Annotated in this window: 10 protein-coding genes; 2 read left to right on the top strand and 8 right to left on the bottom strand. The window is 43.9% G+C overall.

Features of this window, described 5'->3' with window-relative positions; genetic code table 11:
- Positions 1-59: 59 nt before the first annotated feature.
- Positions 60-761, bottom strand: a complete 702-nt coding sequence (locus ACPEGP_RS03410; protein WP_068404911.1) for a hypothetical protein — start codon at positions 759-761, stop codon at positions 60-62.
- A gap of 310 nt (positions 762-1071) precedes the next feature.
- Here ACPEGP_RS03410 and ACPEGP_RS03405 point away from each other — a divergent pair, with 310 nt between their 5' ends.
- Entirely contained in the window at positions 1072-1998 is a 927-nt protein-coding gene (locus ACPEGP_RS03405) for a bestrophin family protein (protein WP_102076288.1), read from the top strand.
- A 109-nt stretch (positions 1999-2107) separates the two neighbouring features.
- On the opposite strand, the gene ACPEGP_RS03400 is transcribed toward ACPEGP_RS03405, so the two are convergent.
- The gene (locus tag ACPEGP_RS03400; protein WP_289050175.1) at positions 2108-3622 is read right to left on the bottom strand and encodes a di-heme oxidoredictase family protein; all 1515 of its coding nucleotides are present in this window, start codon (positions 3620-3622) and stop codon (positions 2108-2110) included.
- A gap of 169 nt (positions 3623-3791) precedes the next feature.
- Complete coding sequence (locus tag ACPEGP_RS03395) at positions 3792-5540, bottom strand: chromosome condensation regulator RCC1 (RefSeq protein ID WP_423813934.1); 1749 nt, start codon at positions 5538-5540, stop codon at positions 3792-3794.
- Between the two features lie 382 nt (positions 5541-5922).
- On the opposite strand from ACPEGP_RS03395, the gene ACPEGP_RS03390 reads away from it, so the two are divergent.
- The gene (locus ACPEGP_RS03390) at positions 5923-6675 is read left to right on the top strand and encodes a hypothetical protein (protein WP_423813933.1); all 753 of its coding nucleotides are present in this window, start codon (positions 5923-5925) and stop codon (positions 6673-6675) included.
- Positions 6676-6694: 19 nt separating this feature from the next.
- Here ACPEGP_RS03390 and ACPEGP_RS03385 read toward each other — a convergent pair whose 3' ends face one another.
- From ACPEGP_RS03385 to ACPEGP_RS03365, 5 genes are all read right to left on the bottom strand, one after another.
- Positions 6695-7717: a glycosyltransferase family 2 protein gene (locus ACPEGP_RS03385; protein ID WP_423813932.1), complete on the bottom strand. Its 1023-nt coding sequence runs from the start codon at positions 7715-7717 to the stop codon at positions 6695-6697.
- A gap of 71 nt (positions 7718-7788) precedes the next feature.
- Complete coding sequence (locus ACPEGP_RS03380; RefSeq protein ID WP_423813931.1) at positions 7789-9009, bottom strand: hypothetical protein; 1221 nt, start codon at positions 9007-9009, stop codon at positions 7789-7791.
- Complete coding sequence (locus ACPEGP_RS03375; RefSeq protein WP_423813930.1) at positions 9009-10367, bottom strand: glycosyltransferase; 1359 nt, start codon at positions 10365-10367, stop codon at positions 9009-9011. Before ACPEGP_RS03375 ends, ACPEGP_RS03380 begins: the two co-directional genes overlap by 1 nt.
- 79 nt (positions 10368-10446) lie before the next feature.
- Complete coding sequence (locus ACPEGP_RS03370; protein WP_423813929.1) at positions 10447-11982, bottom strand: glycosyltransferase family 2 protein; 1536 nt, start codon at positions 11980-11982, stop codon at positions 10447-10449.
- 556 nt (positions 11983-12538) lie between these two features.
- Positions 12539-12742, bottom strand: a complete 204-nt coding sequence (locus tag ACPEGP_RS03365; RefSeq protein WP_068404893.1) for a CsbD family protein — start codon at positions 12740-12742, stop codon at positions 12539-12541.
- Between the last annotated feature and the right edge of the window lie 183 nt (positions 12743-12925).

Raw genomic sequence — 12925 nt, 5'->3', positions numbered from 1 at the left:
TCCTAAATAATTGACAAATTGATGGCTGTCAGCTTATAACAGCCATCAGCTTATAAAAACTATCGACTGGTAAAGGTAATGGTTTTAGTGCCGTTTGTAGACGGCTGGCTAATCGTTACTTTGCTATCCAGAATATCACCGCGCGCATTGATTTTATAGCATTCTGACGAGCTGCCGTTAGGATCGTTACTGAGTAGTAAGTTAGCCGAGGTTTCTATACAAAACCACGCGGTATTATTGCTGTCTCGGCTCAAAGACCAATCTTGATTATAAGTGCCTATTTTTTGTCGCATGCTTCTATCGGCATAGACATCTTCAGTAATCAATTTGCTTGATGAACCAACCGTTGCCATTTTGGGAATGGTTGTGGTCTGATTAGAGATCGAGTATTTACCTGAGCTGTCAGTGAAACCATGGAATACCAATGGATTAAGGGTAAAGTAATTAATGGCGACTGATTGATCAGTGACTTGATTGTTGACTTTATTAATGGTATTTACTTCAGCGCCTTGGACTTGTTTATTGTTAAATACCATGCTGCCTTTGGGCGTGACTTTGATGTCAGCAGAGGCTTTTTGATTGCCGACGTTCGCCACTAGGCTTTGACTGCGGGCTTTGGTGTAAATATTGAGCATGGCTGCTTCGACGGGATATTGAGTGACAATATTATTTGAATTGCCCGGCGTACTGCCACCGCTCATACCACCTGCACAAGCGCTTAAGCCCACCGATACCGCGACAAGTAATCCTAATTTTTTCATGGTGTATTCCCTCGATTTATTTGAGTTTTTTTATTTAAATAATTATTACCTGCCTACTATAATCGAATTTTTAAGCGCTGACAGCTGCCGTGTATCCTTGTACCTGCTATCCTTACATCATTATAACAACCGATGATTTTGTAGAAATTTATTGAATAAGTACGTAGTAAAAATTTCTAGCCAATTAAAATAGGATAAATCGCTGTTTTTTCTGCTCATACCTCTTTAGTCTGTTATCATTTCGTCCTGTAAAAACGCTAGTTTTACTCTATAAGTACCAATTATAAGCATCATTCGTTAGGACGTTAAAATGATCGTCAAGCAAAAGCCAAGCGCCATCAAACTGCTTTTTACCTTGCGTGGCTCCATTCTGCCCAAGGTCTATCCGCAGATTTTGCTCATTAGCCTGATTAGTGCCTTTATCACCAATATCCAGCACGGATTTCCCAGCTCTTTTTCTTCTTATAGCGTCGCGCCGTTTACCTTGCTTGGGATAGCCTTATCGCTGTTTCTAGGTTTTCGCAATAACGCCAGTTATCAGCGCTGGTGGGAAGCTCGAGGACTATGGGGGCAATTGGTCTATGATACGCGCAGCTTTACTCGTCAAGTGCTGTCTTATATAGATGATGAGAGTGAGAAAGGGCACGATAGCCAACGCCGACTGGTATATTTAAGCATCGCTTTTACTCATGCGCTGCGTCATCGATTGCGTGACAGTGCGCCTTGGCAAGATGTGGAGCGTTTTGTTGAGCCCGTTTATCATGCCAGCATGCAACAGGCGCAAAATTTGCCGGATTATCTGCTGCGTCTGCTCGGTAAAGAGCTTGGCTATTGTCGGCATCAGCGCTTGACGTCAGATCTTATGCTGCAAAATATGGACGAGCGCATCAATTCGATGACGGTGGTTTTATCCGCCTGTGAGCGTATTCATAGCACGCCATTACCGTTTGCTTATACGCTGCTGGTGCATCGCACGACGTATTTGTACTGCTTTATGCTGCCTTTTGGTCTGGTTTCTTCTTTAGGCTGGGTGACGCCTTTGATTTGCGGCGTTATTGCTTATACCTTTTTTGGTTTAGACGCGCTCAGTGAAGAGTTGGAAGAGCCTTTTGGGCTGGCAGCCAACCAATTACCGCTGACCGCTTTATCAAGGAATATCGAGATTAATTTGCTAGAAGCCTTGGGCGAAACTGAGTTGCCGCCAAACATCATGGCTAAAAACGGCTATTTGCAATAATCTTTTTATCATAAAATGAGTATGGCAACAAAATTTATGCTATTAACATTTACGTCATAAAAAAGACCACTCTAGCGGTCTTTTTTATTTCACCTTGTCATAATGATTATTAAATGCCGTTTAAAAAACTTAGCAGCGTTTGTTGTTGCGTGGCAGGTAATTGTCTAAAACGTGTCTTAGTACTTTCTGCTTCACCGCCATGCCAAAGTATCGCTTCTGTCAAGCTGCTGGCGCGACCATCATGCAAAAACCGTGCTTCTGGGTCACGTGCGACAATACCGATGCCCCATAATGGCGGTGTACGCCACTCATAGCTTTCGGCATTTTTTTCTTTAACGCCGTCATCTAAACCTTTGCCCATATCATGCAGCAATAAATCGGTATAAGGATAAATAGTTTGCTGGGCGAGCAGCGGAAAGCGCCCGCTAGCGCCCGTTTTTTGTTTTGGCGTATGACAGCTCGCGCAGCCCACTTGGGTAAAGAGCTGCGCGCCTTTATTAAAGGTCGATAAATCAGCCACTCGGCGCTCAGGCACTGCCAAGGCGGCCATAAAATCGGTCACCGCATCCAAGCTGCTGTCTGAAACCTCAGGCGTGCCGCCATTGGGCGCTGTCCAACAAATCGGCTGATTGGCTGTACAATTGGGATCCATAAATACGGAAGTGGTCAAACCCATATCTTGTGACATGGCATTGGCGTTTTGGGTGCGTAGGCTTGAGTTAATCGCCTTCCAGCCAAAGCGGCCAATGCGCCGCTGTTTGCCATCCTGTACCCAATGTACGCGCCCACTAATGCCGTCTTGATTGTTATCGTCAGGGTCAGCTGCCGCAATGATATCCGCCTCAGGAATTAGGTCGAGCAAACCCATGCCGACCAATTGCGGTGAGATGCGCCCACTGATAGCGGTATCTCCCAGCGGCTGATTGGGGTCGGTTGCGCTAAAGTTAAACTGGATACCGGTAGGTTGGTTGCCATTACTCGCTGTGATGGTGTAGCGCATTTTACCTTCGGCTGCGATGCTGGCATCGATACTTTGATGTTGCATTTGCTCGCCGTAATAAGTGTGCGCAAGCCCTTGTTTATTGCCGAGCCTAAATAATATAGCGTCACTTAGCTCGCCATCTGCCGCATAAATGGGTTTGCGTCCTTCAGCACTATGGCACTGGGTGCAGGCATTGGCGTTAAATAAGGGGCCAACGCCATCAAAGAGCACGCGACCCTGGTTGGCTGGCGTCCATTCGGTGATAAAGAGCTCACGACCTGGCGATACGCCGCCCAAGGCACTGCTTGGCAGATTGGGCATAATCTGTAAAAATGGCCTTGAGATATCGGCAGCGATGGTCGCGTTGCCACCGGCTGGTAGCCAATTGATATCAGTTGCAGGATTGTTTGGGCTGTCTGGGTTTTCAGGTATAGTTGGCGGCGTAGGCTGGCTAGGTAAATTCGGGGTGTTAGAGCTGTCATTGTTTGAGTTATCGGAACCGTCCGAGCCGCCACAAGCGCTTAGTAGTAAAGTTACCGTTAAACAAAATAGCGCACGGCGTATGACAGGGAATAAAAGAGTAGAGAGAGGATTTGAAAGGTTTGGTGAGCAGTGATTTGGTGAATGAGGTAGTAGAGACATGGTAAGACCTAAAATGGCTAAAAATATCATTTATTAAATTATGAAAAAAAATACCAAAGATGAGTAAGCAGAAATTAACAAAACCATAATTTAACAAGGGCAACATGAATTTGGCTGCCCTTGTTCACTACATTTGCTATTGCATACTCATGTTAAAGATAAGTCGCGTTTATAGCTGGCTTGGTAAATTGACTGGCATAGGAGTGTTATACATCCAAACGTGGGTAGTGTCTTTATTACCGAGTGAGCCCTCAAAGCTCCAACCCCATGTAAAGAGTTGACCGTCTCTATGCGAGGTATTGGTATTAGTATTGGTATTTTGCTGCAGAGGTTTTTCATGGGCGATCAAGTGCATGACGCCCATCGCCATATTGTCGATATTTTTTAAGTTAGGTAATTTATTGGTCGGCTCATCTAAATCCTTATAGACAGTTTTGCCTGCGCTATTTGTTTCCCCAAACATACCCCACGCATAAAGGATACCGTCTGTCGCTGAGCCATTTTCTGTTGTTCCATTGTTCGATGGCACATCGTCCAGCAGCGCATAGCTGGCATTGCCATTGGCATAGATACGGCGAATATTTTTATCAGTAAACCATGGAAGTTTGGTTGGCTTAACAATGGTGCTTTTCCAAGCGCTTTGAGTGCCTTTGAAATGCTTACCGTTATAACCTATTTGGCTACTGGCATTAAGCCCCCAAGCGTAGATCGCTTCCTTATTGGTTAGCGCCAATACATGGTCGCGTCCAGCGGCAAGTTGGGTCACTTTTTCAGTGCCAATGCTTGGGTCAGAGGCAAGCTGAGGAGTAGGGACAATAGCGTTAGTAGTATGAACGTCAACATTGGTATGAGCGTTGGTATTGCCGCTCAGAACATCAATACGAATCGGCCTTGCATTAACATTGATACAGTTATTGGCTTGGTTACATTCTTGCCCGCGACCTAGATTGGCATAGGCGTCGCTGCCCCAGCCCCAAACTTGACCTTTATCATCTAAGGCGTACGAGCTATTGGCACTGGCCACCACTTGCACGATATGCCCGATGTCAGAGGCTGCTGAAAAATCAACCTTTACTGGTGTGCTGCTCTCTATCGTTGTCGCATTACCAAGCTGTCCTTGGGTGTTAGCACCAAACGCCCACACGCTGCCGTCTTTGGTCAGTACCAAGTTATGATTGTAACCTGCTGCTACCATCAGCGCATTATCAATACCAGCGATAGCGCCAATATCTAGGCGGCAGTCTTCTGTTTTACTACAGTCATTGCGACCAGTCTCGCCGCGTCCTAATTGCCCAGAAATATCTTCGCCCCAACTATAAACCTGACCTTTAGCATCTAGCGCCAGCGAATGATTTTGATTAAATTTAATAGACACCAGGTCTTTTGGCGCACTGTGCATCAGCATGGGAGTATTTGGATGACCCATAGCGTCGGCAATTTTCGTCGTCATTCCCAGACCTGTTTGCCCATAATTATTGCGCCCCCAACCATACAGTTTTCCATCGCGCAGAGCAGCAGTATGTGAGCCACCCGCCGCGACAGTATCGCCTAGATAGACAGTTTTGGTCGAGCGCATGATGTTGCCGTTATTATCTGTGGCTTCTAAAGTGATTTTATTGCTACCCAATGCCAATAAAATACGCGCGTCAAAATTCCCGTTTGTATCAAAGTCTAAGCTTTGCACTGGCTCTTCGTTGCGCTTATATGTCAACGATTTGATGCCACTGCTATCTTGCACTTGCCCAGAAACAAATATTGCCGCCACCGCGCTATAGCCATCGGTAAAATTGCTATCAGTGGTCAAAAGTGGCGGCGTTCCATCAATGATTGTGGTGTCATCAGAATCATTGCCACAAGCAGTTAGCATCAAAGTCGCGCTGATAAGTGCCACTGCTTGGCTAAGACGGGATAAGCGCATAAAAACCTCAATAAATGATCAATAAAAGAATAGGTGTTTAAATATAGGAAATAGCAACATAGCGTAAAATGGGTGTAACTATGGATGCGAATAATATTACAAATGATAATTATTATCAATATATAAATAAAAATGTTGATTTGATGGATTGAAGATAAGTGTTTTTTATATAAGGGTAGTTAAGGGTTTTAGAAAATGAGTTTTAAGGTAAATAGTCAATACAATACAATGAATATTATTTTTGGATAGGCTTTTATCTATGAAAAAGTGAGGTATATTAAGGTAGAAAGGTAAGTCATTTATACAGACTTGAGTTTTTGAAAATTTGTTCGATAACAAATTATTAATATCGCAATAACCAGCCCCTAATTATGAGGATAATTTGAATAAAATAAGCAAAGAAGCCGCCGCATTTACAGCCTTGCCACTCAACATCCAAAACGCGTTAAAGCAAAATAAACGTATCGTCTTTATCGCCAATAACCCTTCTATTAGCACTGATAAACTTGAGCAGTTATTACGTCCTGACGATGTTTTGGTGCTATTTAACCATTTTATTAATGCTGATTTTTTTGCCAACCACCCGCTTGCCAGTAGCCTGCCTAAATTGTTGTTTTTTCGCCAGATTGGCGATAGTAAACTGCATTTTGGTTTGCCACCAAGGAGCAACAATGTCGCGGTGATGAAGCGCATGGCAAAAGCGGCACCATTAGGTATTTTACTGAGCAATCGGCCTTATCAATTTCCTTTGCCCAGTGATGACCCAAGTCCCGATGATGACCCGATTGATGATGATCGCATACTGACGTTACCACCGGCGGTGCAAGTGTTGTTGCAGGATGCGGCGCATCATAGCGTGTTATCGGAGCGCCATCCGGTCGTTGAGGACTATCCTTACTTTACAGATATTCACTCTTCAGCCCCTTCTTCAGGCTTTTTGTTGTATCGCTTGTTGCTAGCGGCGCGAGAGCATGTGCAGCTGCTGCAAAAAGCACCGCTACCGCTGCAATTATTAATGATAGGTTTTAATGACAACGATAAAACCGCGCATTTTTGGCAAGGGCATAATTGGGAATTTGAGCGCCGTGAAATGAGTTCGCCGCCGCCAGAGGTGGAGATCATACGCCAGTATTAGGCAAGGGGAGATTGGTAATTTAAACGTAGGCGGCATCGGGACAATAAGCCAACTCTATCTCCTTACTGCTAGGCTGGCGTAACAGCGTAATCGAATTTGATTGCTCGTTCGTCCAATCAATCAATCCCATTTTGCAGAACTGTTCAAGCCAGCCGCCCATAGGCCAGCATTGCCATTTTTGATAAAAACGATTGGCATTGACGATAATGCTTTCCAAATGATTGAGAGGCGGGCGATAGACAGCGTGCTGCTGATGATAAATAAGGTCGGCGGTCAGATAAAAATCAATATCTAACTGAAAGGCAGTAAAGGCAAAGTCGGTATCTTCTGCGCCATAACCAGTGTACTGCGTATCAAAACCCCCTATTTGCTCAAACTGTTCACGTTTAATCGCAAAGCATAAACTCCAAAAAGCGCCGTAATCATTTGTTTTTTTAATAGCTGTCGGTGCTGCCTCAGTAGAAATCGATTGTTTCGCATCGAAGTTATCACGATAAGGATTATAAACAGATAGATGGTTTAAGTAATTATTAGTCAGCGCGCCCTTTTGCAACGCCAAGCTTTCCTCGTTTGATAAAGGTCGCGTCAAATAGAGCGGTTGTCCCATCAGTAGAGCATTTGGATACTGGCTTAACTTTGCGCTTAGTTGTTCAATAAAGCTCGGCGCTACGATGCAGTCAACGTCCAAAAATATCAGCGTGTCATGGCTGGCACGCGCGGCGCCAATATTGCGATTATGACCGATATCAAATTCCGTTTTGTCCGATTTTTCTAACGTTTGATGTTCTAACGTTTGATGGTCTGCGCTGTCCACTAAACCTGCGCTCGTCGGAATCTTGACAATGTTTAAAGCAAAATCAGCCAGACGTTTAGGGTCGGCATCATCATTGACAATAATAACTTCATCGGGCTGAACGCTGCCATTTGCGAGGCTACTGAGCAGATTATATAGGTGACGATTGCGTCCATAACAAGTCGTGATCACCGTTACCGGCATATGCTCAGAAACCGCATTGGAATTGGTGATGGGTTTTACGGTCATTGTTTGTCAGTGCCTCTCGTATTAATTTGGCTTTTATATTTTTGCTGTGACGTTATTGATAGTCATTGCTTTTAACGTTCAGGCTTTAAGGCAAGCTGCGGCAGCAACCATTGTTCAAACCAAGCTTTAGTCGTTGGGTACTCGGCCATACTCTGCATAAACGCTTGAGCTGTCTGTACAGATTTTTGCTTAAGTGTTGCATTATCAGGCTTTGATAAGGATTGGATTCGTGCAGATTGATTGACAGTTTTGCCACTTAGCTTGTGTGTGACGCTTGCTATCATTAAGTCTTTAAATTGCTGCCAACTGAATGCGCGTCCTTGGGCTATCAACGCCTCTGCCATTACCTCTTGCTCTTGGTGAGGACGGTCGTCAGGTAGGACGACCAGTGGCGTCGCATAATCATAGGCTTGGGCGACGGCATTTAGACCGCACGCCATCAGTAGATAATCGCTATGTTCGATGAATGGCGTTACATCACTTACGTCGACTGCGATGTCAACATAATGTCGTTTATCCTCGTCGATAGGACCAAGCGATATAATAAAGGCACGTGGCAAAAGCTGCCGCAGCTCGGGCAGTTTTGCATCAATAGCTTGATGCCCACCGTAGCCTTTAATGACGGTAACGATAGTTGGCGTATCTTTATCCTTATCATTTAGCATCAAAGAGAGTGCTTTTTTATCAGTGATCAGCTGCATTAAGTCTTTTATAAAATCTTGGTAAGTTTGCGCATTTTTTTGCTGAGTGTTGATAAAATCAAGATAGAGGGTTTTTTGACTTATCCATTCAGGAGTTTTAGTAGATTCTAATGTGCGAGGATAGGGGGCAAGCAAAGCAAGCGCACCAGCGAAAGCGTTTAGGTGCGGCACATCATCGCGAATACCTGGCAGTCTGACATAAAGGTAAGGAACACTGGCGGCGCGGCATAGCATGGCGACTTCAACGCTGACATCAATAATCATCAAATCAATGCGGCGCTGATAAATCGTATCGAGTATTTTATGGCTGCGCTGCTGAATATCGCTATTACCCACGGGCGAATAATGCAGGCTGGCTGGTTGCCAATTTTGTCCTGCGCGCCCAGCGAGTACATCATCTGCACGTTCATCTTCGGCGGGTAGTCGTACAACTTGCGCTTCATCTATAGCGGCAAACATATAAGCATCAGAGGTTACGCTAGTAAATACCGTTAATTGCTGTCTTGCTTCAGTGGGTAATAAGGCAGCAAGCTTATCGATTTGGCGGCAATGCCCTGAGCCGTGATGATGAGCGTAATAACCAAGCCGCATTAACCTCGCTCCATTATGTTATTTAAGCCACTGCTTGAACCGATTATTGACTCTGCTTTTTTGTTTTTGCCATTTCTGTGGATAAATGGATTCAGTTTTAAATGTGCATCTGTTGGAGCTTCAACGCCTTTTTTCTGCTGAATCTTTTTCTGCTCGCTTTCTGCTACTGCTGCTTTATACAAGTCTAAATAGCCTGCTACCATGGCTGCTACGGAACAAAACTGTAAGGCGCGTTCTCGGCAGGCTTGGCGTGAGATGCTCTTAATCTTAGTAAAGCCTTTGATAAAAGCGTCTTTATCTTCCTTAGCGACGATAACGCCAGTGTTTGGTGTAACAATCTCAGCGCTAGCACCGACATCAAAGCCAATCACTGGCGTACCGCAGGCTAGGCTCTCAGCCAGTGTCAAACCATACGGCTCATCCCATGTGCTGGTAAATAGCATGGCAGTCGCTTGACAAAGGTAGCGATTTACCTCGTCTTTAGTGACATGACCGACATAATCAAACAGTCTTTGCGCGCCATTTTCACCATCTTTAGCCAATAGTGGTGCGACTTGCTCATCAAAATACGCTTCGTTGCTTTTGGGACCAGCAATGATGAGTTTTTTCCCAGCTTCCATACAGTATTGCATGGCCAAATGCGTGCCTTTTTCAGGGCAAATACGTCCGAACCAAAAATAAATTTCACCATTTTCACGGGTAAAATCATTTGCAGATTTAATATTGGCGTCAAAGGATTTTACATCAATGCCGTTATAAACCACTTCTGATGGCACAAACTCAGAAAATAGCTGCTGTTGGTGTTTACTAATAGCGGTAAACTGAGTGGTTGTACCGTGACGCAAGGTCAATAGCGCCAAACGCAACTGCGGGAAAATAGGTGTATGAAAGGTAGTAAAGAACCGCGAGCCAAACGCTTGACCGGTCATCATCGGGATATGATGCAGGCTGTGATTATGCACGATGTCAATCTCACCATGTTCATCGCGCTCGATGATATCGCGTAGCACATCTTGATAGACCAGATACTGATACATCTCCTCGCGGCTCATGCCTAAAGTCTCATGCTCATTCCGATAGACCATCTTATCAAATGCTTCTCGGGTTAGCATCGGGACGAGGCGGGCCTGCGTTTGACTGTCTTTATGCGCATAAAGCAAAACCTCGTGACCTTGGGCGACAAGCTCATCACATATAAGCTGGGTAATCATCTCAAGCCCGCCAGCAAAGGGCTGCGCAATAGGATATAAACAATGAGCAATCATCGCAATGCGTAAAGGTTTCTCCACTAACAGGGCAGGGCGTTCAGCAGTATTATCAATAGCCTCTATAAAATTAACAGGGTCAGCAACGGGCATAAGTACCTCAAAGTAAAACGAGCGATTATGGTAAATAAGTAAAAAAGGATTTAATAAAATCAATGCCTAAAGCCAACCATTAAGAATTAATAATCTTTTTGTCTTCAAATGTCGTATGCATTTTGGGTTGCAATGGTTTTAGACTTTTGGTTGGTTTACGAGGCTGACTAGTAGCCAAGGCTACCGTAGGTTTAGACTTAATACTAATAGTGGACAGATTTTTCTCAGAGACCCTAAAGTTATCAAATGCCACTTTTGCGGCGCCGATTTTTAACGTACAAATGATCAAAGCACAGATAAATAATAACGGAGAATAAAGCGGCGAAAACGGTGCCACTATAACGGCAGTGATGATATTAAGCAGCAAAATCAGCTTGGGTAACGCCACCATATTGGCGCGACGTAATGAGCTTTGAGTGCGAATGTATGCTTGCTTTGGCGTACAGACAAAAGGTTTTTCACTTCCCCATAACACAGGCAACCACGATAGCGCGCCAAGTTCCCAAAAGTTCAGATGCATCAGCCATGCTCTGACACGCATTTTGATACTAGACTGATGGTTTTGATTGAGTTGTTTGTTCAGTGGCGCTTTATCCTGTAAATATGCCCATAATCGCCTTATGGTAAAAATGCCATAGCTTGCATAGACTAAGTACAAAGGTGTGAGTAGCGACATATCGAGCGTGACGTCCGAAAGTTGAGCTTTTAGAAGTGCGTAGCCAAGGATAAATAAGGTCGCTAGCTGCAAAAATACAAATAAACCCGTAAAGTTTATCCAAGCACTGAGCTGCGAGAGGTGCGCGCGCGTATACGCTAAACGGTTACCCAGACTTTTCGTATCTTGGATTTTAGTGGGCAAGGCTATTGAAAAATAGTTGCTTAACACCTGCATATTGCCATAGATCCAGCGCCGACGCTGACACATCAAATCATTTAACGAGGTAGGTAAGAGACCTGTCGCAATGACTTCTGGTATGAACTGACTGCGAAACCCTCTTTTATGCATCAAGACGCCCATTTGCGCATCTTCGGTAATCGAGACACCTGACCAACCGCCTAAGCTCAAAAGATCTGCGCGGCGTATCACTGCATAAGTGCCTGTTGATAGGGCACGCTTACGATTAAAGGGGCGGTATAAATGATGATTAAAATAATGGTTAAGCTCGCTGTGCGTGTCCACTTGCCCAGCACTGCGGTAAAACTGTGGAAACTGCAAAAGCGTATGGTTTGGATATTGCTTAATAGCATTGGCAATAGATATTCTTGCATGCGGAAGTGCTTGATAATCACTATCGACCACCACAATGTGTGAGCAGTCTGGATTCATCAGCCCCAACGCCAAGTTTAACGCGCCTGCCTTAAAGCCTTCTACCGCATCAATATGATAAAATCGGACATTAAGGGCTGAATCTAGACTGGCGCAAAAAGCGGCCAAAGGCTGATATAGTGAGGTGTCTGTATTGTTGTTATCAATAATAAGTATCTCATCAGTCGCCTGTTTAACAGCCAGCAAAGACTGGATAGTCGCAATCACCAGTTCTGGTGGCTCAGACCGTGTCATTAACTGAAAGCTGAGAGACGCAGGAGCTAAAAGATTCTTTTTATGAATTGTCATGGCTTATCCTTAGGCACATACGACGGACGAGAATAGGGGGAAAAAGCATGAATGAAAGGCACATGCGAAAAACGAATGTATTAATAGTTATAATGTAGTATTTATTATTGTCTTTTTGATTACCCGTTAAATAGTAATATAAAACTCAGTAACCTTAAGACTGTTAAGTGTTGGTAAATATTTAAGAGTGTAATACTACGTAATTTATACAGCTAATTTCATAGCTGTCAGTACGTAAAACACGATTTAGAAGAGGTTTGTGTTACTGGACGAGTAGCAAAATCCCCGAAATATAGTGACTTAATAATTTCAGAAAATCTTTAGGAAAAAATGACGAGGGTTTAAGAAAAGGAAAAGAGAAGTAAGGGAAATTCGACGAAGAGGGTAGTGTTAAATCATAATCGGCTATAAATTAATTAAAGATAATGAGCCTTAACGATAAAAGCGCATTAGACACTTATAGGTAAAAACCCACCATGCCCAATACGCTTTATCATCAATAACTAATAAGTCTTAAATGATGTTTAAATCTTAAAATTAATCTTAAAATCTAAGACTAGTAGTTATTACTGCTGCGCCAATCGTCAACTTCACGTTCGGCATCTTCTTTACTATGACCATAACGTTCTTGGACGCGGCCAACCAATTTATCGCGGCTGCCTTCGATGTGCGTGAGATCGTCATCGGTCAAGTCGGCCCATTTCTGTTTTACTGAGCCTTTAAGTTGGTTCCAATCACCTTTTAGAGTATGTTCATTCATAGTGGTATTCCTTTTCCTATTATTAGATTGCATTGATTTTTCTAAAACCCATCAATTTGCTTTGTTATATTTCTCACTTATGGGTTATCAGCAGGCATAAATCCTTAGCTGACAAATCTAATATAAACATGGATAATTGCCTTGTCTGTAGCCCCGATGTGTAGAGTGTTACCCAACTCTTAG

The sequence above is a fragment of the Psychrobacter sp. 219-2-C genome (assembly GCF_049560815.1).
Classification (GTDB): Bacteria; Pseudomonadota; Gammaproteobacteria; order Pseudomonadales; family Moraxellaceae; genus Psychrobacter; species Psychrobacter faecalis.
Note: the sequence above shows the minus strand (reverse complement) of the source record. Positions and strands in the feature narration are given on the sequence as shown.